General features: G+C 51.9%; 22 protein-coding genes. 18 read left to right on the forward strand and 4 right to left on the reverse strand.

Annotated features, from left to right (window positions below; all coding sequences use genetic code 11):
* The 17 genes from ACOJWD_RS03725 to asnB form a co-directional block, all read left to right on the forward strand.
* The coding region (locus tag ACOJWD_RS03725) for a PhoH family protein (RefSeq protein WP_486991878.1) at positions 1–385 on the forward strand (385 nt) is incomplete at its 5' end.
* The gene (locus tag ACOJWD_RS03730) at positions 366–2,483 is read left to right on the forward strand and encodes an HD family phosphohydrolase (RefSeq protein ID WP_486991879.1); all 2,118 of its coding nucleotides are present in this window, start codon (positions 366–368) and stop codon (positions 2,481–2,483) included. The genes ACOJWD_RS03725 and ACOJWD_RS03730, both read left to right, overlap by 20 nt.
* On the forward strand, positions 2,484–2,936 hold the full coding sequence (ybeY, locus tag ACOJWD_RS03735) for an rRNA maturation RNase YbeY (protein ID WP_486991880.1): 453 nt from the start codon (positions 2,484–2,486) through the stop codon (positions 2,934–2,936).
* Positions 2,923–3,426: a diacylglycerol kinase family protein gene (locus tag ACOJWD_RS03740; protein ID WP_486991881.1), complete on the forward strand. Its 504-nt coding sequence runs from the start codon at positions 2,923–2,925 to the stop codon at positions 3,424–3,426. Before ybeY ends, ACOJWD_RS03740 begins: the two co-directional genes overlap by 14 nt.
* Positions 3,423–4,682, forward strand: coding sequence for a hemolysin family protein (locus tag ACOJWD_RS03745; RefSeq protein WP_486991882.1), 1,260 nt, complete (start codon positions 3,423–3,425; stop codon positions 4,680–4,682). The genes ACOJWD_RS03740 and ACOJWD_RS03745 overlap by 4 nt, the downstream gene beginning before the upstream one ends.
* 42 nt (positions 4,683–4,724) lie before the next feature.
* Positions 4,725–5,129: a cytidine deaminase gene (locus ACOJWD_RS03750; RefSeq protein ID WP_486991883.1), complete on the forward strand. Its 405-nt coding sequence runs from the start codon at positions 4,725–4,727 to the stop codon at positions 5,127–5,129.
* A gap of 32 nt (positions 5,130–5,161) precedes the next feature.
* Positions 5,162–6,052, forward strand: a complete 891-nt coding sequence (gene era, locus ACOJWD_RS03755; RefSeq protein ID WP_486991884.1) for a GTPase Era — start codon at positions 5,162–5,164, stop codon at positions 6,050–6,052.
* A 2-nt stretch (positions 6,053–6,054) separates the two neighbouring features.
* Positions 6,055–6,822, forward strand: a complete 768-nt coding sequence (gene recO, locus ACOJWD_RS03760; RefSeq protein WP_486991885.1) for a DNA repair protein RecO — start codon at positions 6,055–6,057, stop codon at positions 6,820–6,822.
* A gap of 17 nt (positions 6,823–6,839) precedes the next feature.
* Positions 6,840–7,703, forward strand: coding sequence for a glycine--tRNA ligase subunit alpha (glyQ, locus tag ACOJWD_RS03765; RefSeq protein ID WP_486991886.1), 864 nt, complete (start codon positions 6,840–6,842; stop codon positions 7,701–7,703).
* Entirely contained in the window at positions 7,693–9,726 is a 2,034-nt protein-coding gene (glyS, locus tag ACOJWD_RS03770; RefSeq protein ID WP_486991887.1) for a glycine--tRNA ligase subunit beta, read from the forward strand. Before glyQ ends, glyS begins: the two co-directional genes overlap by 11 nt.
* A 20-nt stretch (positions 9,727–9,746) precedes the next feature.
* Positions 9,747–10,559 carry a pyruvate, water dikinase regulatory protein gene (locus tag ACOJWD_RS03775; protein WP_486991888.1) on the forward strand — a complete coding sequence of 271 codons (813 nt, stop codon included), beginning with the start codon at positions 9,747–9,749 and terminating at the stop codon, positions 10,557–10,559.
* Positions 10,556–13,192: a pyruvate, phosphate dikinase gene (gene ppdK, locus ACOJWD_RS03780; protein ID WP_486991889.1), complete on the forward strand. Its 2,637-nt coding sequence runs from the start codon at positions 10,556–10,558 to the stop codon at positions 13,190–13,192. The genes ACOJWD_RS03775 and ppdK overlap by 4 nt, the downstream gene beginning before the upstream one ends.
* Before the next feature lie 60 nt (positions 13,193–13,252).
* Complete coding sequence (locus ACOJWD_RS03785) at positions 13,253–14,620, forward strand: hypothetical protein (protein ID WP_486991890.1); 1,368 nt, start codon at positions 13,253–13,255, stop codon at positions 14,618–14,620.
* A 51-nt stretch (positions 14,621–14,671) separates the two neighbouring features.
* Positions 14,672–15,892 (forward strand): MFS transporter, encoded by a 1,221-nt coding sequence (locus ACOJWD_RS03790; RefSeq protein ID WP_486991891.1) that lies wholly within the window; start codon positions 14,672–14,674, stop codon positions 15,890–15,892.
* A 135-nt stretch (positions 15,893–16,027) separates the two neighbouring features.
* A complete protein-coding gene (gene dnaG / locus ACOJWD_RS03795; protein WP_486991892.1) occupies positions 16,028–17,779 on the forward strand; it encodes a DNA primase in 1,752 nt (583 codons plus the stop codon).
* A 2-nt stretch (positions 17,780–17,781) separates the two neighbouring features.
* Positions 17,782–18,894, forward strand: a complete 1,113-nt coding sequence (rpoD, locus tag ACOJWD_RS03800; RefSeq protein WP_486991893.1) for an RNA polymerase sigma factor RpoD — start codon at positions 17,782–17,784, stop codon at positions 18,892–18,894.
* 143 nt (positions 18,895–19,037) lie between these two features.
* Positions 19,038–20,948: an asparagine synthase (glutamine-hydrolyzing) gene (gene asnB / locus ACOJWD_RS03805; protein WP_486991898.1), complete on the forward strand. Its 1,911-nt coding sequence runs from the start codon at positions 19,038–19,040 to the stop codon at positions 20,946–20,948.
* On the opposite strand, the gene ACOJWD_RS03810 is transcribed toward asnB, so the two are convergent.
* Positions 20,920–21,180: a hypothetical protein gene (locus ACOJWD_RS03810; protein ID WP_486991894.1), complete on the reverse strand. Its 261-nt coding sequence runs from the start codon at positions 21,178–21,180 to the stop codon at positions 20,920–20,922. The two genes, asnB and ACOJWD_RS03810, sit on opposite strands and share 29 nt — an antisense overlap.
* 116 nt (positions 21,181–21,296) lie before the next feature.
* Here ACOJWD_RS03810 and ACOJWD_RS03815 point away from each other — a divergent pair, with 116 nt between their 5' ends.
* On the forward strand, positions 21,297–21,818 hold the full coding sequence (locus ACOJWD_RS03815; RefSeq protein WP_486991895.1) for a tetratricopeptide repeat protein: 522 nt from the start codon (positions 21,297–21,299) through the stop codon (positions 21,816–21,818).
* Here the strand turns inward: ACOJWD_RS03815 and ACOJWD_RS03820 are convergent.
* From ACOJWD_RS03820 to moaA, 3 genes are all read right to left on the reverse strand, one after another.
* Positions 21,795–22,424 carry an O-methyltransferase gene (locus tag ACOJWD_RS03820; protein WP_486991896.1) on the reverse strand — a complete coding sequence of 210 codons (630 nt, stop codon included), beginning with the start codon at positions 22,422–22,424 and terminating at the stop codon, positions 21,795–21,797. The two genes, ACOJWD_RS03815 and ACOJWD_RS03820, sit on opposite strands and share 24 nt — an antisense overlap.
* A gap of 28 nt (positions 22,425–22,452) precedes the next feature.
* Positions 22,453–23,004: a GTP cyclohydrolase I FolE gene (folE, locus tag ACOJWD_RS03825; protein WP_486991899.1), complete on the reverse strand. Its 552-nt coding sequence runs from the start codon at positions 23,002–23,004 to the stop codon at positions 22,453–22,455.
* Positions 23,005–23,126: 122 nt separating this feature from the next.
* On the reverse strand, positions 23,127–24,137 hold the full coding sequence (moaA, locus tag ACOJWD_RS03830; protein WP_486991897.1) for a GTP 3',8-cyclase MoaA: 1,011 nt from the start codon (positions 24,135–24,137) through the stop codon (positions 23,127–23,129).
* Positions 24,138–24,211: the final 74 nt, after the last annotated feature.

Raw genomic sequence — 24,211 nt, forward strand, 5'->3', positions numbered from 1 at the left:
AGCGGTTGAGAAGTATCGCGAGCGAGGCAATATTGACATCGCTCCGTTAGCCTACATGCGAGGCCGAACGTTGAGCCAAAGCTTTATTATTTTGGATGAAGCTCAAAATACCACCTACGAGCAGATGAAGATGGCCCTGACGCGATTGGGCGAAGGATCTAAAATGGTGGTGACGGGTGATCGGACCCAGGTTGACTTAGGTCGTGGGCAACGCTCAGGTCTTAGTACGGCGGCGCAAATATTAGATGACGTGGAAGGTGTGTCGGTCGTGCAATTGTCAGAACGGGATGTGGTTCGGCACCCTTTGGTCGCCAAAATTATTCGAGCATACCAACGGTTTGAGGAGGGGCAAGGAGACGACGACCATGAACAAAAATCCCAATGATGGGAGATTCGTGACGCGATTGGCTAGTCGTTATCCGTGGGTCAAAGACGGGCACGCTGCACAAATAGGGGTTGCCATTTTGGCATGGCTCCTTATCGTGGCCCTCTTTACCGTGACCCTTTTTTCGCATCGTGTGGATTTGTCGGCCGGGGATTTGGCCCCGCGAACTGTCGAAGCGCCCTATGGGGTCGTGGATTGGTCCGCCACAGCAAAAGCACGACAACAAGCCATGAATGCTACCCCTAACGTGTATACTACCAATTCCAGTATTTTGACAAAACAAAAGAAGATCGCTGAGAGCGATTTTTCGTACATTTCTCAGCTGTCGTTAGATACAGCGGCACCGCTCAGTGAACGTGAAGCGGCCTTAGAGAACGCCATGCCGATTGGACTGCCGTCATCGGTTTGGGGAACGGTATTGTCCCTTCCTTCGGCGACGATCGGCCAATTGCAACAGGATACGCTGGTTATACTATCCTCCGTTATGGGGAACGGCAATGGTATTCGCAACAGTGGTGTGGGACTAGATGAGGCGAAGCAGTTTGTTGACAAGCTAGCTTCGCAGGAGACCACAGCGCCAGGGCTTCGCCTATTTTTGACCTCTTTAACGCAGAGTTTAGTGGTGCCTAATACCTTCCTAAATCACGAGGATACCTTGAGTCGCCGAGATGAGGCAGCCAGTCGTGTTCCCTTAATTAAAATCTTAAAAGGGGAAGTGGTTGTTCAGGCGGGTCAAGTGGTGACTCCGGGAGATATTTCCGTGTTGCAGAGTTTAGGACTCTTAGATGATGGCTTTGACATCGGCCCGATTGTCGGATCGATGATTTTCGCCACGGCTGTCATTGTATTGGTGGGCGGATATTTTTGGTTCATTCGACGACAACTTCTGGACTCTTGGCGGGTCGCTGTCATCACCGCTCTCATTATTGTGGTTGGACTTGCTGCAGCGGATACCTTGAGTGGCGTGCCTGGACTAAGTTATCTGGTCGTGCCTTCCGCCGCGATTATGGTCACGGCGTTGGTGGAACCTGGATTGGGGTTAGTCGTTGCGGGGATGCTCGCTCTTTCGGTGGCGGTATTAACTGGAGCAGATCTGAATGTGGCCCTCGTCTCCTTCTTCGGCGGTATTGCTGGGGTGTTCGGCACCAGTCGCCTGTCGCAACGCTATGACATCTTAAGGGCCGGACTTTTGGTTGGCATGGTCAATTTAGTAGCGTTATTGGGGCTGGATGTCATGGAAGGGGCGGGGTTGTTTCAGGTCCAGGTGTGGGAGTATTTGGTCTGGGCATTGGTCGATGGACTCTTTGCGTCTATTTTGGCGATGGGATCGATTCCCCTTCTTGAGGGGCCATTTGGCATCATTACCGCTATGAAGCTGATTGAGCTTTCCAATCCTAATCAGCCCCTGATGAGAAAATTACTGGTGGAAGCGCCTGGGACGTACCACCATAGTATTATGGTGGGAAACTTGGCTGAATCTGCCACCGAGGCGGTAGGAGGCAATTCTCTCTTAGCGCGGGTCGGGGCTTATTATCATGATATTGGCAAGTCTAAGCGGCCCTATTTTTTTGTCGACAATCAGTTTGGCGCAGAAAACCCGCATGATCGATTGGCACCGTCCCTGTCTTCGCTAATCATTTCTTCCCATGTGCGCGATGGAATTGAACTGGCGCATGAGTATAAAGTTCCGGAGCCCATTGTCAACTTTATTCGCGAGCATCATGGGACGACGTTAATCCGCTTCTTCTATCAAAAGGCGCTTGATCAGGACAATGGAGAGGGCGTGGACGAATCCGATTTTCGCTATGATGGGCCTCGACCACAATCCAAGGAAACAGCCATTGTCATGTTGGCCGATGCAAGCGAAGCCACCGCCCGCACTCTGAAGAACCCGACACCTCCGGCCATTGAACAGGTGGTGAGACGACTCATCAAAGAACGTCTGGAAGACGGACAGTTGGATGAGTCCAATTTGACCTTAAAGGAGCTGGACGTGATTGCCAGGACATTTACGCGGGTATTGACTGGGGTGTTTCATCAGAGGATTGAATATCCCGATCGCGTGTTGAAGGAAATGGAAAGGAGTCGGACTCACTAAATGGAGATTGCAGTCGATAGTCATCCGCAATGGTGTGCACAATGGGAAGAGGTGGCCATTCGCGCAGCACAGGCGGCGCTGAGTGAATTAGGCGGTCTCGAGGATGCAGAACTGTCGCTGGTACTAACGGATGATGAGACGATTCGAGAGCTCAACCGAACCTATCGGGGATTGGACAAGCCGACCGACGTCCTCTCTTTTAGTCAGCGTGAAGGCGACTCTTCCGATCCGTGGGACAATGTTCTCGGCGACATCATTATTTCTGTCGAGAAGGCCGACCAACAGTCACGAGAATATGGCCACAGTATGGCTCGGGAAGTGGCGTTCTTGACGGTTCATGGGGTGCTTCACCTGTTAGGGTGGGATCATGTAGAACCCGACGATGAAAAACAAATGATGAAGAAGACCGAGGACATTTTGTATAAAGTGGGATTAACGCGTGAAGCACCATAGCAGTCTCGGCGCTGCGTTTCGCTATGCGGGCACCGGGGTGTGGCGTACCGTGCGTACTCAGCGAAATATACGTATTCATTTGACGGTCGCATTGTTGGTGATTGCGGGAGCGTGGTTTTTTGCGATTCGTCCCTGGCAATGGGCGATAATTGTGGTCGCCATTGGTATGGTCATTGCGCTGGAACTGGTGAATACAGCCGTTGAAGCGGTGGTGGATTTAGTAAGTCCTGAATATCACCCCTTGGCCAAGATCAGTAAAGACGCGGCTGCGGGCGCTGTGTTGGTGATGGCACTGGCCACAGTAGCGTTAGGGTTCGTGATCTATCTCCCGCGATTGGGCAATTTTGGTGCGCAATTTATGGTACGATGGCGTCATAGTCCATTTCTACTATGGAGCGTGATGGTGGCACTTGTGGCAATGCTAATACTTATCTGGGGTATTATACCTTTAAGGCAGAACGATGAAGGAGGCCAAGCCGGATTTCGGTGAGACACATTGAATGGATCCCCATTGTGGCTCTGATAGTGGTGGTGGCCTTTTCTGCGTTGTATTCCATGGCCGAGACTGCTATGATGGCTCTCTCACGAGGGAAGGTCCGCAATTTAGCGGAGAATTCTCAAGCATCTCGCCTGTCGCGACTACTGCGTGAGCCCAACCGCCTATTAGGCACAGTACTGGTTGGCAATAACCTCGCGAACATCCTCGCGACAACTTTGGCTACGGCACTATTTATTCATTATTTAGGCAACAGTGGTGTCGTAGTTTCGACGGTAGTTATGACCATATTCATTCTCTTGGCTGCAGAAATCACGCCCAAGACCTATGCGGCACATAATGCTGAGGCAGTCTCCCTTCGTTTGTCGGGCTTTCTTTCCGTGTCGGCAAAAATTTTCTATCCGATAGTCCGAGTTTTGACGTGGGTCGGCGTTGGCGTGATTCGTCTCTTCGGTGGTAAAGCTGAGGGTGGCCGCTTGATGACTGAGGAGGAGCTGCGTACCTTGGTTGAGGTGGGAGAGGAACAGGGACTCCTAGAAGCAAATGAACGCGATATGATCCAAGGTATTTTCGACTTTGGGGATACGGTGGTGCGGGAAGTCATGGTCCCCCGCATTGATGTGCAAGCATTGCCGGAGACGGCGACTTTGGGAGAAGTCTGGGATAGCCTAACCGAATGGGGCCATTCACGGGTGCCCATCTATCGCAATACCATTGATGATATTACCGGTGTCATTTATGCGCGAGATATTCTTGCCTATGGTCGGGAGAAACCGCTCGACACCCCGGCGCAACAATTGGCCCGTCCGGTCCAGTTTGTTCCCGAAACCAAGAAAATCGACAGCCTATTCGCCGATTTTCGCCGTCAACATACTCAAATTGCGATTGTCATGGATGAATATGGAGGAACGGCAGGAATCGTGACGACAGAGGATTTATTAGAGGAAATTGTGGGGGAAATTCAAGACGAATATGATGCTGAAGAAGTACCTTTGAAAGAGTTAGCCCCCGGGGTGTTGGAAGTGGCCGGTCTATATGCCCTTGATGAATTGAATGAACGATTTGACCTCGATCTTCCTCACGAAGACTTTGATACCGTGGGGGGGCTCATATTGCATCTTTTGGGACGCGTGCCGATTGAAGGGGAAGTGGTCACCTTAGACAACGTGGAGATTACCGTGGCTCAAGTGGAGGGACGTCGAATTGCCAAGGCGATTATTCGCCTTCTGGGAAGCGTGCAAGAAGAATGATTGTTTTCAAGGTGTGGGAAGATTAAGAACGGAGGACAGCAATTGGATGAGGAATTGTTGGCACGGGCCCAAGAAGCGCAATTGCATGCCTATGCACCCTACTCAGGATTTTCGGTTGGCGCGGCACTGCGCACCCTCGACGGCACCATAGTCACCGGGGCAAATGTAGAAAATGCCAGCTATCCACTGGGTTGCTGTGCTGAGCGCACGGCCATGTATACGGCCTGCGCGTTAGGATACAGGAAATTTATTCGCGTGGCGATTGTCGGGCCAGGACCGGACCTCATTACGCCGTGTGGTGGATGCCGACAGGTATTATCTGAATTTGGAGATTTGGAAGTGGTACTGGGCGAGGTTAGTAATACTGCCTCGCCGCGGACGATGATGCTGTCAGAACTCTTACCATTGAGCTTTACCAAACACGATTTAGTAGATCGCGACCAATAATGGCTGCTAGATAGAGGAGGGGACAAGGTGCGATGACGTATCGTTCAGGATTTGTAGCGCTCGTGGGCAAGCCCAATGTGGGTAAGTCCACGTTACTTAATGCCATTTTGGGACGTAAAGTGGCCATCGCAACGCCAAAGCCCCAGACCACGAGAAATCGTATTGTGGGAATTTATCACCGTCCCGATGCGCAAATTGTTTTGGTAGACACCCCAGGGATTCATCGTGCCGAACATAAATTGGGTCAACGGATGAACAAAACCGCGCGTTTATCGGCCAAGGACGCAGACTTAGTGTGGCATATTGTGGATATTAGCCATCCTCCCAAAGAAGAAGATCGTTGGGTGGCCGCGTTTTGTCGCAGTAGTCACATTCCCACGTGGCTTATCCTGAATAAGGCGGACTTGGTACAACATGTCAAAGATCGATGGGACCCATATCGCGCCATGATGTCTTACGATAATCAATTTGTGGTGTCAGCTCAGCACGAAACCGGGTTGGAGGCGCTGGTCGGTCAGGCCCTAGCTACCATGCCTGAAGGTATGCCGTACTATCCGCCAGAGATGGTGACGGATCAAAGTGAGGATTTCTATATCGGCGAGGTCATTCGCCAACACGTCCTTGAACGGACCCGTGAAGAAATACCGTATTCTGTAGCGGTGGTTGTCGATGAACGAACTCCACGTCGTCCGGACCTCACGTATGTACGTGCGACCATTTTCGTTGAGCGTGAGGGTCAAAAGGCGATTTTGATCGGTGAAGGTGGGGGAATGCTCAAAGATATCGGACGCAATGCGCGCCGTGAGATGGAGGAGTACTACGGGCATCAAGTTTATTTAGATTTATGGGTGAAGGCTCGAGAGCGCTGGCGCGATCAGGATGCTTGGCTTCGGCGCTTAGGATATCAGGACCCGGAGCAGTAATTGTGGCCATTTATTCTGATCATGTCATTACCTTGAAGTCTCGCGCCTATCGCGATCACGATGCACTATTGACGCTTTTTGGGGCTCAGACCGGGAAGTTTGGTGCCATTGCTAAAGCGGTAAGGCGCCCCAAAAGTAAGTTGCAAGGACAGATTAGTCCCTTAACGTTGAGTGTGGTCACGCTTTATCATGGGCGATCGACGCTTGACACCGTGACGGAAGCAGAACTACAGCAGGGGTTTGCGCGTATTCCCGAGAGTTTGGATCGCCTCGGCTGGGCCATGGTAATTGTTGATGTGGTCGACCAATTGCTTCCCGAGCGCGAGCCGTCCGAACAAAGTTTTTATTTGTTGATGAGTGCCTTAGAGGCGTTCAATGCAGGCCGTCCACCGGCTGCGGTCGGACTCGCGGCCGGATTTCGATTGCTTGAGGTGGCAGGCTTTGGCCCGGATTGGGAGAATTGCAGTGCTTGCCACTCTGGGCTAGAGAGCGGCCCACTTCAGGTTGACATGCTAGAAGGTGGGGTCTATTGCCCGAATTGTGCGCCGCGCGCCGTCTCTGGGGAGGTCGTCACGATTAGCCTCGGCAGCTTACGTAGTTTACAATACTGGTTGAAGGAACCTCCCCGAAAGTTTGGGCAAGCGGATGTGAAAGGGACCATGCGGAAGGAACTGGAGTCCCTCTTTTTTCGCTATCTCATGCGTCACACCGGGAAGTCCTTGAAATCACAAGAATTTTTATCCAGCATCAATCGACTGGGCAAGGGATAAGAAGGTGAGGGTTGGCGTTGCGCATTACGACCATTGAAGATTTGATAATGACATTGAAACAGTATTGGAGAGCCCAAGGGGTCCTGTTGGCCGAGCCCTATGATATTGAGATGGGAGCAGGCACCATGAGCCCATTAACCTTTTTCCGCTCGCTGGGTCCGAGCCCGTTTAAGGTGGCCTATGTGCAGCCGAGTCGTCGGCCGGTGGACGGACGCTATGGAGAAAATCCCAATCGCGTGTATGAGCATCATCAATTTCAAGTAATGCTGAAACCAGCCCCGGACGATGTCGTGGAGCTCTATCTCAAAAGTTTAGAAAGTCTCGGCTTGAATCGCACGCGCCATGATATTCGATTGGTTGAGGACAATTGGGAAGCCCCAACGCTAGGCGCATCGGGGCTGGGTTGGGAGGTGTGGCTGGATGGGATGGAAATTAGTCAATTTACTTACTTTCAGCAAATGGCGGGTCAAGAATGTCGTCCCGTGGCAGTCGAATTGACCTACGGTATTGAACGTCTTGCTAGCTATCTGGTGGAATCCGACGACATCTGGTCGGTCCCTTGGGGCCCCGGGGTCACCTACCAGGATTTATTTCAGCGGGTGGAGTTTGAGCAAGCCACCTATAGCTTTGAGGCGGCCGATCCGCATCTCCTGACGCAACTTTTTGGTATTCATGAAAAGGAGGCACTGCGCCTTTTGGAGCGAGGATTGGTGCGGCCTGGCTACGAAAATCTTCTCAAAGCCAATCACTTGTTTAACACCTTGGATGCCCGAGGAGCCATTGCCGTGATTGAACGGCAAGCCTATATCGGCCGAATTCGTGCGCTAGCGCGGCGCGCTGCCGAGGTTTATTTAGAAGGGGCGAACGTGGATGCGAAGTAAGGTCTTAATTGAAGTGGGTGTCGAGGAAGTCCCGAGTCGCTACATCGAGGAGATTGCCGCGAAACTCGAGAATCATCTTATTAATGCATTTCGCGACGAGAGACTGTCAGTTGAGGGCGCTACGATGCAGTTCACGCCGCGCCGCTTCATCTTTCAGGGGGCAATTCCTACAATGCAGGAGGAGGGGAATGAGGTTGTTCGCGGACCTCAGGTGTCGGTGGCCTATCGTAATGGCGAGGCAACGCCAGCTTTAACGGGATTTTTAAAACGGCCCGGCATCGACCCTGCGTCCCTTGGTCAATCCGTAGTGGGGGAAAAGGAATATGTTACGGCGGTGGTTATCAAACCGGTGCGGCCAGCAGAGGAGATTATTCCTCGAGTCGTACAAGAGGTTTTGGCCAGTTTACCCCAGCCACGGACCATGCGCTGGACTACTCAGGATTATCGATTTATTCGTCCGGTAAGGTGGTTAGTTCTCTTGTTGAACAACCATGTCCTCCACGGAGAGGCTCTCGGGGCGCGGGCAGGGAATTTTACATACGGCAATCGTACCGATTCTCCTCAGGCGTTGCCGGTGGAAAACATAGAAATGTATTGGGCAGCCTTAGAACAAGGACGGGTCATGGCTAGCCCGCAAACACGTCGTACACTGATTCAGGAACGAGGTGACAGCTTGGCGGCAGATGTAGGCGGACGGGTGATATGGGATGCGGATTTGCTTCAAGAAGTCACTAATCTCGTAGAGTGGCCGACGCCGTTTATCGGTACGTTCGAGTCGGAATTTCTGCAACTCCCCGAAGTAATCTTAACCACCGCTATGCGAGTGCATCAGCGGTACTTCCCTATTGTGGATGCAAAAGGAGAGTTGTTGCCTCATTTTTTGGCGGTCCGCAACGGCATTGGCGAAGATTTGGATTTGGTGCGTCGAGGGAACCAGAAAGTCCTTCGTGCAAGACTGTCTGATGCGCGCTATTTCTTTGAGTTGGATCGCCATGCCCCCCTCGCGTCTCATCAAGAACATTTGGCTGATGTGACCTTGCATGCCAAATTAGGTACCTATGCGGACAAAATTTCCCGGGTCAAGAGCGCCTTTCACGATACGCGTGACATGTGGGAGTTAACGTCGGCTGAAGAAGCGATGCTGGTGCGAGCGATTGATCTATATAAGTGTGATTTGGTGACGCAGGTGGTATCGGAATTCCCAGAATTGCAAGGGGAAATGGGGGGGATTTACGCTCGTCTCGACGGCGAGTCCTCAGAAATCGCTGAAGCAATTGCTCAACAATATCATCCCGGATTTCCTGGCGACCGGGTCCCAGACGCTCGGGTGGGGCAAACCTTAGGGGTGTTGGATCGCGTCGATACGCTAATGGCATTTTACTCCCAGGGAATCAAGGCGAGTGGCTCTGAGGATCCGTTCGGCTTGCGTCGAACCGCTCTTGGCTTAGGGCGTATCGTAGCGGAAACTCCCATTCTCGGTAGGCATTCATTGCGCCAATTGATTACCGTTATGGCGCCACTCTATAACAGTGGCTCCTCAGTAGTAGCTGAGGTTCTCGCGTTAGTCCAGTCTCGGTTGGCTTCCGAGCTGGAAAGAGAGTGGTCTCTTTCAGTGATTCAGGCGACTCTGGTGAAGGAGTTTGGGTGGCAGGACCTCTTTTCGCGGTTGACGTTTTTAGAGGAGCGCCGTATGCAATCAGGCTATAACGAGGTTTTGGAGGCAGCAAAGAGGATTGCGCGCATTATCGCTCCGGTGGCAGACCGGTCCACCGAGCCGCTTGATGGTTATTCAGGCATTGAAGAGCAGTTGTTGCAACGGGCCAATCGGGCATTGGCTCTCCCGGAGGGAGACTTGGAGTCCTGGTGGGAAGCGCTTCAAGCCATCATTCCGGTGGTGCACCAGTTCTTTGATGAAGTGCTCGTGATGGATCCGAACGAGAGTGTGCGGCGGCGACGTCTGCAGCTCTTGGTCCACGTTGCCGATGCGTTTGGAAGATATTATGCGTTGGATTTGGCAGGATAGCACGGAAGGGGAGATGACTCGTGACGCGGGTATACATTGTCTCCGACTCGTTAGGTGAGACGGCGGAGCGGGTGGCACACGGCGCTGCGATTCAGTTCGATAGCAGTACGGATATTCGTATCGAACGGGTACCCTACGTGGTCGACCAAGAGGGGATCGATCGCGTGTTGGTGCGTGCTCAGCGAAGTCCTTCGGTGATTATTTATACGATGGTGCGGCCAGAATTACGTGAGTATCTGGCGACGGCCGCCGATGCGCATCACATTCCCCACGTCGATGTGATGGGCCCCGTCTTGAGCGCGATTGAGTCGGTGGTGGAGTCACCGCCGAGAATGATTCCTGGGCTTAGCCATCGGCTCGACCAGGAATATTTTGCTCGGGTTGAGGCTGTCGAATTTGCCGTGAAGTATGACGATGGCAAGGACTCCAAAGGCATTCTCAGTGCAGACATTGTGCTACTCGGGGTGTCTCGGACCAGCAAGACGCCGGTGAGCTTGTACCTGGCGAATCATCGTCTCAAAGTGGCGAATGTTCCGTTGGTTCCCGAAGTGCCAGTTCCTGGCGAAGTGTTTCGTGAAGGCCGATTAAAGGCTGTCGGATTGATTATTGACCCCGAGCTGCTTATGTCGATTCGCCGTCAGCGGTTGAAGAGTTTGGGACTGGGAACCTCGGCTCAGTATGCCACTATGGAGCGGATTATGGTGGAACTGGATTATGCCTGGGACGTCTTTAATCGCTTAAAGTGTCCCGTAATTGATGTGAGTAATCACGCGGTGGAAGAAACAGCCACGCGCGTGTTAGAACTGCGAAATAAGGAGGCTACGGCACCATGACGCGGTACGTTTACCAGTTTGAAGAGGGTGACGGAGAGGATCGGGCACGATTAGGAGGCAAAGGAGCCGGTTTGGCAGAAATGAGCCGGATTGGGTTGCCCGTACCGCCGGGATTTACGATTACCACAGAGGCGTGTAATGAATACCAGCAGGATGCGAAGATTCCCGACGGACTGATGGACGAGGTGTTCCATCATTTATCGCTATTGGAAGAGAAATTAGGTCGACGACTAGGCGATGCGGAAAATCCTCTATTAGTCTCTGTGCGCTCTGGAGCCCCTATTTCCATGCCCGGTATGATGGATACGGTATTGAACTTGGGATTGAACCGTGACACCACCGAGGGTATGGCACGGCGCACGCAGAATCGTCGATTTGCTCTCGATAGCTATCGCCGATTTATTCAAATGTTTGGCAATGTGGTCATGCATATGGAGCATGCGCACTTTGAGCGAATTTTAGAAGAGATGAAACAGTCACTTGGCGTAAAGGAAGATACCGCGCTAAAGGAAGAGCACTGGGAAGCCTTGATTGGTCAATATAAGGCATTGGTCAAAAAGACGACCGGTCGGGATTTTCCCGATGAGCCTCGTGAACAGCTAGAAATGGCGATATTTGCGGTGTTTGATTCTTGGCGTAACCCGCGGGCCATCGTGTACCGTCGACTCAATAAAATTCCTGAGACGCTGGGAACCGCGGTCAATGTGCAATCGATGGTATTCGGTAATATGGGCAATACTTCGGCGACTGGGGTACTTTTTACGAGAAACCCCAATACCGGAGAGCCTGGAATGTATGGAGAATATTTAACCAACGCGCAAGGTGAGGATGTCGTGGCGGGCATTCGCACCCCGAAGGAAATTGGATTTATGGCGTCTGAAATGCCCAATACGTTTCAAGAGCTACAAGCTGTCTGTCAGACCCTCGAACAACATTATCATGACATGCAAGATATTGAGTTTACCGTCCAAGAAAACACATTGTATATTCTTCAGACCCGCAGTGGGAAACGGACCGCTCGTGCCGCCGTGAAAATCGCGGTCGACTTAGTGAACGAAAAGGTGATCACGGCGGAACAAGCATTGATGCGCCAAGATCCTGAGCAGGTTCAGCGTCTCTTATATCGACAGATTGATCCCGATGCGTCCGTTGATTTATTGGCTACTGGTCTCCCTGCATCTCCGGGAGCGGCGGTCGGTCAGGTGGTATTTAGTGCGGACGAGGCGGAAATACGAGGGCAAGCAGGAGAAAAGGTCATATTGGTACGGCCGGAAACGACGCCTGACGACATTCATGGCATCGTTGCAGCCGAAGGGGTACTGACAAGTCGTGGAGGCATGACATCTCACGCGGCGATTGTCGCTAGAGGGATGGGTAAGCCTGCCGTGACCGGTTGTGAGGCGGTGAGGATCTCTCTACAGGATGATACTTTTGTGGTGGATGGCCAGGTGATCTCGAAAAACACGTTGATCACCATAGATGGAGGAACGGGGCGCGTAATGTTAGGAGAGGTGGCGACCGTTGAACCGCAACTATCGCCCGAATTTACTACGCTGTTGTCTTGGGCAGATCGCTACCGTAAATTAGGAGTTTATGCCAATTCTGATACTCCTGAAGATACACAGAAAGCGCGCGAATTCGGAGCTACGGGGGTCGGGCTATGCCGAACCGAGCATATGTTTATGGGGCAAGATCGTCTTCCTATCGTGCAAGAGATGATTTTGGCGGAAACGTTAAAGGAGCGTGAGAAGGCGTTAGCCCGCTTACTTCCCTTTCAACGACACGATTTCTATGGCATCTTAGAGGCCATGGATGGCTATCCCGTGACCATCCGCCTACTCGATCCTCCCCTCCACGAGTTTCTCCCTGACTTGGAAGATACCGAAAAATCCTTAAAAGCGGCGTATGAACGCTCAGAGGACGACGAAATCGCGAAATTGGAGGCTATTTTACGTCGGACTCGTAGTTTGTTTGAGTTTAATCCGATGCTGGGCTTCCGTGGCGTTCGGCTGGGGATTGTCTATCCGGAAATTTATGCAATGCAAGCACGAGCCATATTTGAAGCGCAAGCCGAGCGCATTAAAGAAGGCGGCCATCCTCATGTTGAAGTGATGATTCCCTTGGTGGGGACCCCGGCGGAACTGGAGCGTATGGAGGTTTTGGTGTCTGAGGTTCATGATGAAGTGTCTAAAGAGACCTCATTACCCTTGCCATACGAGATCGGTACCATGATTGAGGTGCCTCGGGCGGCATTAATTGCCGGAAAGATCGCGGAGCGGGCGCAGTTCTTTAGCTTTGGCACGAATGACCTGACGCAGACGGTATTTGGTTATAGTCGTGACGATGCCGAGTCGAAGTTTCTGCCCACTTACCTGGCCGAAAAAATCTTGGCCGAAAATCCCTTTATGGTCTTGGATCGCGAAGGGGTCGGACGACTGATCGAAATCGGTGTGGCTGAAGGGAGAAAGACGCGCCCCGACCTTAAGGTGGGTATTTGTGGTGAGCATGGTGGTGACCCGTCATCCATTGAATTTTGTCATCTGGTGGGGCTGAATTATGTGAGCTGTTCGCCATTTCGCGTTCCGGTCGCACGACTAGCCGCGGCACAGGCGGCCTTGCAGCATCTGAGCTAATGTACTTCAGTCGTGGGAGGGGCGATAGCGCCCCTCCCTTTTAAGGAAAAGAGGAGTTTCATGGACGAAAGCGACCACGACCTCCTGCATCTGGCGGAACAGTTGGAGCGGCAAGGAGAGGTGGTTTTGGCACGCGACCGCTATCTCGATATTTTACGTAGGCGACCGAACCATTTTGACGCGTTGTGGAAATTAGGACGATTATTAAAGAGCACACACTATCGCCACGCTAGTCGGTTGACTTTTTCCCAATTAGTTGAGGCCTATCCGAACGATCCCACAGGTTACTTGGAATTAGCTCACCTCTCACGTGAAGAAGCGCAATGGGATTGCGCTCGCGACTACTACCTTTCTGCCATTGACAGGAATTCCCGCTTGTGGTCCGCCTATCAAGGGTTATCGTATGTGCTCGAAGAGCTTGGGGATAGTGGGTTGGCGGCTTACTATCGTGATATGGGGTTTTCAGCCGAACCGCTTCAGCAGGTCTCCTATACGGGTAGGGACAGGTCTCCCATTCGCGTGCTTCACCTGGTCTCGTCGACCGGCGGTAATACTCCCACGGCTCTCTTCCTGCGAGCGGATAGGTATCAGATTGAGAACCTGGTAGTGGAATATTGGCCACGCGGAAGGCAAATCCCCGACCATGATGTGGTGTTCAATGCGATTAGCGACGCCGACGTCGCCTATCCAGCACTGGTAGCCACGCAGACATTCAAAGCTCAATTGGGCCCAACGATTAATGCCCCATGGGCACTACAAACTACCGGACGAATAAGCATGGCCTCCCGTCTTAGCGGGATTCCGGGGGTGCGAGTACCACGGATTGCGCAATATGCCAAACGAGAATTGGAGAAACGTCCGACACTTCTCTCCCAGGAGGGATTTACCTTTCCGGTATTATTGCGCTCGGTAGGATTTCACGGAGGTCGGTACTTTCACCGGGTGGCGTCTGATAACCAATTAGTGGACGTGATGACTCACTTGCCAGAGCGAGATGTGTGGGTGATCGAAATGCTACCATCGGCCCATGACACCGGAGAGTACCACAAGTATCGCATGATGATGGTGCAGCGTACTCTCTATCCCATACATTCTGTGTTTTCTAGGCAATGGAAAGTCCATGACTATACGGGGTCACGTGATATCACTTATCGCGACCGGGAAGTGCCTTTTTTAATGGATGCCAGAACGACGCTAGGGGAAGCCGTGTGGGAGAGATTGCTAGAGATTGTGCAACGCTGTCCCTGGGATTATGGCGGCATTGACTTCGATGTTTCGGATACCGGTGAGGTGATGGTATTTGAGGCCAATGCGACCATGGCGATTCCGGATCTGTTTTCCGTCCCAAACACCTCTGCGCGTCATCGGGCATGGGCCTCTCTTCATGAGAGAATACAGGCGCTGATTGGAGACCGGTCTCAACACTAAGACAATACCGTTCTGAAGTGGTAATATGAAACGATATAAGGAGTAGCATCCATGGAATCAAGTCATAACTTGCGTTGGATATATATTGGACGTGGATTGAGAAGTTTTATTACGGCGTTCTTAACCGTGATTTTCCCTCTGTATCTCGCGAAGTTAGGATACAGTGCGAGCCGCATTGGTTTGGTGGTCGCGCTATCTGGGGCAATCACGGTATTGCTAGTGGCTGCAGTGGGACTTTATGCGGATTTTTACGGCAGGCGTCGAGCCATCATTGGGCTAGCTATTCTTGCTGCCTTGGGCGGTTTTGTCATGGGAGAAAGTCATGCCTTTTTTTGGGCGGTGCTGGCGAGCGGCCTCGGAGGCGTGGGCCGCGGTGGCGGTGCGGGTAGTGGTGGCTCTTGGGGACCAGTGTTTCCCGCAGAGCAGCCGTTAGTGGCAGAATCGGTGGCGCCTGAGCGCCGTACGTGGGCATTCGGCCGCATTTCATTCATTGGAGTATTGGCCGGTGCTGGCGGATCCTTAGTCGCAGGAGTACCGGACCTTCTTCACAATGTGGGCTGGACGTACATTCATGGCTATGAAGCGCTTTTTTACGTGGCGGCGGTATTATCTTTAGGCATGGCGATCGTCTCGCTGCCGATAAGAGAGAAGCCGCGTAGTGAGGATTTGAACCATGACGGGCCACCACCCATTCCGCTCAAAACGCTCATGGGCCGTTTAGGGCTCACCAATGCGCTGAATGGATTAGGCTTTGGTTTTCTTGGACCGCTTTTGACCTACTGGTTTTATCGCCGGTTTGGTGCTGGATCAGGAGAGATTGGTCTTTTGTACACTGCCATCAATTTAGCGGCCGCCTTCCCCTATTTGTGGTCATCGACCTTGGCGAAGCGACTCGGTGCCGTAAAGACTGTAACGATCACACGCGGAATTGGCCTTGTGATGATGTTGTTGATGGTGTTTATGCCCTCATTCGTATTGGCGGGTTTCTTCTATCTCTTGCGCATGGTGTTCAATTCGCTCGGCATGCCTGCCCGTCAATCTTTTGTGATGAGCGCGAGTGAGAGCCGCTATCGAAGCCGGGTATCAGCGTTTAGTTCCCTACCATCGCAGGTTACGTCGATGATTACGCCGGCAGTAGGAGGAGCACTCATGGACACCCTCTTGGATACGCCAATTTATGGGGCAGTGATTTTCATGGGCATGAACTTAATCACCTACTGGTATTCTTTTAAGAACGTTCCTGAGACTGAGCGCCCTGAAAAGAGCAGCTAACGCTTTCGATTTATTGTAAGAATCGAAAACTGCAAATAGTGCGTGTTTGGGTTGTTTCGTACAAGATTTCTAGACGTAAGCAGGAAAATTACGATTGATGACGAATTTTGATCGGTACGAACGGGAGTGATTCCCATGCCGTATGAAATTCGTGACACATGGATTGATCAAGTAAAACAAGCGGTCGACATTGTCGATGTTGTGGGGCAGCATGTCGCGCTGAAACGCAAAGGGCGGCATTGGTGGGGAATTTGCCCCTTTCATTCGGAAAAAACAGCATCGTTCAGTGTCGATGCCGAACAGCAGTTGTTTTATTGTTTTGGCTGTCATCAGGGTGGAACAGTTTTTACCTTTTTAATGAAGCTTGAGGGCCGGGAGTTTCGCGAAGTGGTGGAGAGCTTGGCGGAACAGGTTGGGATTCCTCGTCCGGACTCTGACCGGCGGTCTTCCGATCCCCACCAGCGATTGCGGGCTGTGATGGAATGGACGCAGGACTATTTTCTTGAAAACCAGAGACAACACCGCGAACATCTTGTCGAATATTTTAACGAGCGCGGAGTGGACCTCACGGTTGTCGAGCAATTTGCTATTGGCTATGCCCCTGACGCTTGGCAGGGTCTCGTAGAGGTACTGACCCGGCGAGGGGTGCGGTTAGAGGAAATGATTCAGGCGGGGGTCGTGGTGAAGCGTGATTCCGGGGGAGGATACGACCGCTGGCGAGGGCGCTTGATGTTTCCCATCTGGGATGCCGAGCGTCGGGTGGTGGCGTTTGGAGGTCGGGCGCTGTTGCCTGACCAGGAGCCGAAATATCTTAACTCTCCAGAAACACCGCTTTTTCATAAGGGACAATTGTTATATGGGACCCATCTCGCTCGTCCAGGATGGCGTAAGGCAAAACAAGGGATTTTGGTTGAAGGGTATTTTGATGTCATGGCTTGCCACCAAGCCGGCCTCACTCAGGCGGTGGGCTTGCTGGGAACTGCATTGACCGATGCCCAAGCGCGGTATCTTTCTCGGTATTGCGATACGATGGATTTACTGTTAGATCAGGATGCGGCTGGTCAAGAAGCCATTCGGCGCTCGTTCTTAATTCTTTCGGGGACGGGAATGAAGGTGAATGTGATCATGTTGCCCCCTCAAGTGAAGGATCCGAGCGAATTGGTGCAGAAGCTCGGAATGGATGCGCTTCGCACGTGTAGTGATAATAAGTTGCCTTATGTGGAGAGAGAAATCACGCGTCTTGCTCAATTGCCGGGATTAATGAGTCCGAGGGGTCGGGCCGAAGCGGTCGAGACGGTGAAACCGTTAATTCAAGCGGTGAAGGACCCGGTAGAGCGGAGTGGTTATCTCGAGATGGTGTCTAAGGCGTTTCGAGTACAAACAAGCATCCTAACACAAAGTTTTGGTTCTTGGCAAGGGTCCCAGCATATAAACGGAAAAAATAGGCATAATATGGAGGTGGCGGTGTCTGCCCAGTCGAGCGTTCCGACACTAGAGGTTCGACTACTGGCGGCACTGAAGAATCATCCGGACCAGATTGCACGCGTCAAAATTGCGCTGCCTCAGTGGGCGGGAGGGAAAGCGGTCGCAATCATCTTAGAAGAACTGTTGCAGGGTCACTTTGGTGACCCGGCCCACTGGACAGAGCAACAATTGGATCCTGAGGTCGAATCGCTCATGGTAGCAGTGTGGCAATATCAAGAACCAGACGGAGGGAATGCGGATATCGACGACTTAGTTATCGCCATGGAGCGTCGCGAAACGTACGCAGACTGGAATCGCTTGAGGGAGAGAGCGCGTCAAGGCGATGTGAGCCCGGAATTAATGAGTGACATTCGTCGCATTGGGCAACGGATCGCGCAATATCAAGGTCGAAAGGAGGGATAACGATGGCTCAGGGAAAAAATAATGTTCCCCAGATTGAGGAAGTAAAGACGCTAATCCGGCGTGGTCAAGAGCGGGGAAAACTGTCATATGGTGAGATAGTGGATACCCTGCAGTCGGTCGATCTCACTCCAGACCAAATTGATAGCATTTATGAGATGTTCGGCGAATTAGGCATTGAGTTGGTCGGTGAACAAGTCGTATTGGAACCTGAGCATGGACCCCAACCGGACGATGTAGAGCCTGAGGTGGAGGAACCAGAGCGAGAGGTTGCGATTCCTGACGGTGTGGCGATAGATGATCCGGTTCGCATGTACTTGAAAGAGATTGGTCGAGTCCCCCTTTTAACCGCAGAGGAAGAAGTGGAACTCGCAAAACGTATTGAAGCTGGGGACGAGGAAGCTAAACGCTCTCTTGCGGAAGCAAACTTGCGATTAGTGGTGTCGATTGCCAAGCGCTATGTTGGCCGAGGGATGCAGTTCTTGGATTTGATTCAGGAAGGTAACCTTGGACTCATCAAGGCGGTCGAGAAGTTTGACTACCGGAAGGGATACAAGTTTAGTACCTATGCGACCTGGTGGATTCGACAGGCGATAACTCGTGCTATTGCGGACCAGGCGCGCACCATCAGGATTCCGGTGCATATGGTGGAGACTATCAACAAATTGATTCGCGTCCAACGCCAACTCTTACAGGAATTTGGGAGGGAACCGCTGCCTGAAGAGATTGCGAAGGAAATGGGCATTACGGTAGAGCGGGTGCGTGAGATCTTGAAGGTAGCACAAGAACCGGTGTCCCTGGAGACCCCCATTGGTGAGGAGGAAGATTCCCACCTCGGAGACTTTATTGAGGATGAAGATGCTCCTGCGCCGGCGGAAGCTGCAGGATATCAACTTTTGAAAGAGCAATTGGAAGAAGTATTGGACACCCTCACTAATCGCGAAGAAAAGGTTTTGCGGTTAAGGTTTGGGCTCACGGATGGCCGTGCTCGGACGTTGGAAGAGGTCGGTCAAGTATTTGGTGTGACTCGAGAACGGATAAGACAAATTGAAGCCAAGGCGCTACGGAAGCTGCGGCATCCGACTCGAAGTAAGAAGCTCAAAGATTATCTCGACTAGATTGAGTGGACAATAGGGCGCTTAGGCGCCTTTTTTGTTTGCCTCAAGGACGCCAGCGAGTGAGTGTGTGAGGGACCAGTCGGGGGAAGACTATCGAAAGACTATGGGGCGATAGGGCAAAGGAGTGTTGTATTATCTGTGGGATTGCAGGGACTTGGCGGATTGAGCTACGGCCGGCACCATCGGAATTACACGGCATGTTGTTAGCATTGAAACATCGTGGTCCTGATGGTGAGGGACTTTTTACCTATAAAGGACTCGGTATGGGAATGCGTCGCCTAGCGATTTTAGATGTGGCTCATGGCCACCAGCCTTACCGATCTGAAGATGGACGCGTAATCGCGGTGTTTAATGGAGAAATCTATAATTTTAGAGAGCTGGCCGAAAAGTTAGTGGCGCATGGTCATCGCTTAGCCAGCAGGGCAGACGGCGAGGTGATCGTTCATCTCTATGAAGAATACGGGCCACAGTTTGTTCAAGAAATCAAAGGCATGTTTGCCATCGCCGTCTATGATCTGAGGACTGAGACACTGTTTTTGGCGCGTGACCACATCGGGCAGAAGCCGCTTTATGTCCTAGAGATCGACGATACGTTTGCATTTGCGTCGGAGATGAAGGCTTTTATGGCGATTGACGGGTATTTGCCTGAAGTGAATTATGATCTGTTGCCCACTTATTTGGGTCATCGCTTTGTTACGGGTCCAGAGACCTTATTGCGGCATGTGACCAAGCTGATGCCGGGAGAACAGATGACGGTAACCCATCATGGTCGAAAACGTGTCGTGACCCGAAAAACCTATTGGCGTCCGCTCTTAGAGGAACCGGATCGGTTCGGGGATCTGCAGGCATGGACAGAGCAGCTGGACGTGTTACTCACCGAGGTCGTCGCATCGCATCTCGTGGCTGACGTTTCCGTCGGCGTATTTCTATCAGGTGGTATTGATTCGAGCATTCTCACCGCCTTGACAACTAAGCTATCCCCACAGCCGCTAGAGGCATGGTCCGCGCATTTTTCCGAGGGATTCCCGGGATACAACGAAAGTTCATGGGCGAACACAGTAGCCGAATGGTGTCATGCTCCACTACATCGGGTCGATGTCGGACCCCTCATTACACCAGAGAGACTGCGGGAACTTGCCTATGTTTTAGATGAGCCTCTCGGAGATCCCACGGTGCTTCCTCTTGATGGGATCGCACGCGCTGCCAGTCGTCATCATCGGGTTATGCTGTCCGGTGAGGGGGCGGATGAAATTTTTGCAGGCTATGCCGGATATGGTGAAGTGGAAAGTTTAGCTCGCCTCAGATTTCTACCTCAAGGATTGCGAAATTGGTGGATTCGGGCCAACCTCCGAGGATCGGGAGCGCTACGGCGGTCGATTGAGCCGATATCGGTCAGATATCGAGGGGTAGGCTTTACCTTTAGTGGGGAAGAGCAGGCACGGCTTTTGAATCCCGCCATTAGGGCGTCCGATCGCTCTCCCGCGGTACAACAATACTTTAATGACCAGGGCCACCTATCAGATCTACAATCGATGCAGGGCTTTGACCTTCGCTGGTTTTTGCCCGATGACGTATTACTCAAAGCCGACCGTATTGGTATGCATCATGGCCTTGAAATTCGGGTGCCGTATTGTGATCCAGAGGTGGTCGAATTAGCCCTTAAAATTCCGTTGGCGCTACGACGGTACCGCAAAGATAATAAGCGTGTGCTTCGCGGAGTGGGTGAAAAGTACTTGCCAAACAAAGTGGTCTATCGTCCTAAGCAGGGGTTTCCGACCCCTCTGAGTTACCTGATGCGGGGAGTCCTTTATGACCTGGTCTACGATACCTTAACCAGTGCTAATTTTCGTCATTCAGGACTATTTCATCCGCAGCAAGTGGACACTCTACTGGCTCAGTTGCAGACCCCATCCGAGTCAGCGAGCCGTAAAGTATATGCGCTATTAATGTTTCAATTATGGGTCGAAGAATTCGTACACCAGGGTCGACAACGCCTCATGAACGATAGCATCTCGGCCACGTCCTTTACTGGTCTCGAGGATTTGACGTTCTAAGGGTCTCTAACGAAGAGGTCGCGAGCGCGCGGATACTGGGCGTGTATCCCAGCGCTGTACGCGCCTGTCGAAGGATAAGAGCAATCTTGGCTTCGGCGGCTTGAATACGAAAGATATGGTAGTCGCAGTGATCCAAATCAGCCCATTCAAACGATTGTTCTGCCTGGGACAATTCATCGAGTGCTTGATCCAGGGCATCGCGCCATGGGTTTTGTCGGACTGCAGTGGCCATCGCCATTCCTCCCCAGTGTTATCGATATTTCAGTTTATGCAGAAAGCTCCGGAAATATTACAGTTATTGCCAGTCATGGGGTGGTACAATAGACGAAACGGAGGTGGAGAATCTGCATGCGGGACAATGCACCGGATTTATCGATTGTGCGCCTCTTGAAATCCAAGGGACGGTTTGCGGAGGCTGAAAGGCAACTCAAGGCCTGGCTGGAGGAAGATAGTGATAATCCGCGGCTTCTTTTTGAGGTGGCGGTTGTTCTCGACAATCAAGGTAAAGAAGACCAGGCTATCCCATATTATGAGAGAGCCCTCTCTATGGAACTTGATGTCGCTCATCGACCCGAAGCGTATATCGGTTTAGGGTCGAGTCTTCGTACTATCGGGCGTATTTTCGAATCGCACCAGATTCTTTCCCGTGCATTGGCGGAGTACCCTCATCACATGGCACTCAGGGTGTTTTATGCCATGACGTTGGAACGCATGGGAAACTATGGCGATGCGATATCGCAACTCATGGAGGTCATTGCGGAAGCGGGCAAAGACGAATCACTGGACGTTTTTCGTCCCGCCATTCGTTACTATCGCACCCACCGTTATGATGGGGTAGACAAAGAGTCAAATCACCCGAGCGACGGTTAACCCATCTCCAATGGGGAGAAGTAATCCTGCAAGTCGATCATCTTGAGCAACTCGGGTATTATACTCTCGAATGGCAGTGACATCGGGGCTATTCTCTTGGGAATGAAGCACGCGCTCTCCCATGAGCGTGTTGTCCGCCGCAATGATGGCCCCGGGATGCGCTAATTGCAGACAGAAATCCAGATATCGCGGGTAGTTTCCTTTATCGGCATCGATAAAGAAAAAGTCAAACTTAGCACCGGTGTTAGTCAGATTTTGTAACGAGTCCAGGGCTGGGCCAACCACATATCGGGCCTTGTGGGAGAGGTGAGCGCGGGATAGGTTGGCGTAGGCGACATCGGCATAATCTTGGCGAAGCTCAAGGGAAGTAAGGTGTCCGTCATCGTTGAGCCCTCTTGCAAGCCATATTCCCGAATATCCACCTAAAGCCCCAATCTCCAAGATGTTCTTGCTCTGGTTAGATTCGACTAACCAGCGTAAAAACGCGCCGGTGATAGCCGGAACAAAAATTGCGGGCATGTGGCGGGCGATAATATCCGCTTTCACGTCTTTGAGGATGTCATCTTCAAGGCGAAATGTATTTTCAAGATACTGATCAAAATTCATAGTGATGTCCCCATCTCCTTCGCTGTGGCTAGAGTAATCTTAGGACTTCCTCACGAAGAGTCGCGTTCTCGCGATAGATTCCTCGCGTGGCAACGGTTTTGGTTTTGCTTCCGGGCTTTTGGACGCCTCTCATGTTCATGCAAAGGTGTTCTGCTTCGACTACCACTAGGGCGCCTTCGGCGTCTAATTCTTCGTATAAGGTACTGGCAATCTGATCCGTCATCCGCTCTTGGACTTGCGGGCGTTTAGCATAAATGTCCACCAATCGGGCTAGCTTGGAGAGTCCCGTGACATGGCCTTCATGAGGCAAATACGCAACGTGGGCCACTCCAAAAAACGGAAGTAGGTGATGTTCACAGGCAGAATAGAAAGGGATGTCTTTGACTAACACCATCTCGCTATTCCCTACTTGAAATCGAGTCGCCAAGACCTCTCGTGGATCTTGGTATAGACCCGAAAAAATTTCCGTATACATACGCGCCACCCGGCTTGGCGTGTCGACCAGTCCTTCTCGACCGGGATCTTCTCCAATGGCTTCTAAAATGGTTGTAACAGCTGCTGCAATGCGTTCCTGGTCAATGCCGGATGCTGTGGTTGACAGCAACTTATCGGTCGCGGTCCAGGTGGACTCGGTGGTTAATGACGCGTTTTTTCTGATATCCATCGTTCGATGCCTTCTCTCTACTAGCCAAAATGTTGACACTACCCGCCAATCCGAAACATTTCCACTTTCGGCCGTTTTGAAGTAGCTTCACTGCGTTGCTCAGAGTAGCGAACGTCGCGCTTTCCCCAGATCTTAATAATAGCCTCTCTAATCTTATCTCTTTGGATACTGGGACGTAACCACTGTCGCAAGTCATATCCGGTTTGCGCAAAAAGACATAGGTAAAGTTGACCCTCGGGAGAGAGTCGGGCCCGCGAGCACTGCTGACAAAATGGCTCCGTGACTGAACTGATGACGCCAAATTCGCCCATGCCATCGCGATAGCGAAAACGGGTGGCGACCTCACCGGGTCTCTCGGAAGCGACAGGGTCTAGGGGCCACCGACGACCGATACGTTGAAGAATTTCTGTTTTCGACATGACGTCATCGAGTCGCCATCCGTTGGCGGTACCCACGTCCATATATTCAATAAAACGCAGGATATGACCACTGCCGCGAAAATACTCAGCCATCGGCTCAATGTCTCGGTCGTTAACCCCGCGCTTAACTACCATATTGAGTTTGACGGGATTCAGCCCAGCGTCATGCGCCGATTGAACCGCATCAAGAACCCGCTTCACGGGATAGCCCACGTCGTTAATGGACTGAAAGACTTCATCATCCAGCGAATCAAGACTGATGGTGATCCGTTTCAGCCCGGCTGCGCGGAGTGCTTTTGCCCGCTCCCGGGTCAATAAGGCGCCGTTAGTGGTCATGGCGATATCGTCGATCCCAGGAATCTCCGCGAGTCGCTGAATGAGCACGTCAATGTGCGAGCGCAGTAAGGGCTCTCCACCCGTGATCCGCAATTTATGGACGCCAAATTCGGCAAAGATTTCTGCTAGAGCCGAAATTTCTTCGAAGGTCAGCAACTCTTGACGTGGTAAAAAGGCAAATGATGGCCCGAAAACTTCTTTGGGCATACAATAGACGCAACGAAAATTGCAGCGGTCCGTGACCGATATCCGTAAATCTTCAAGAGGGCGCCCTAAACGATCGGCTAAATTCATGAGATGAGCCCCCCCTTTCGATATAGAGTGTCTTCAATACTACTACGGCATCACTCACTATTTTACCATCAAAT

The sequence above is a fragment of the Sulfobacillus sp. TH-112 genome, assembly GCF_057473405.1.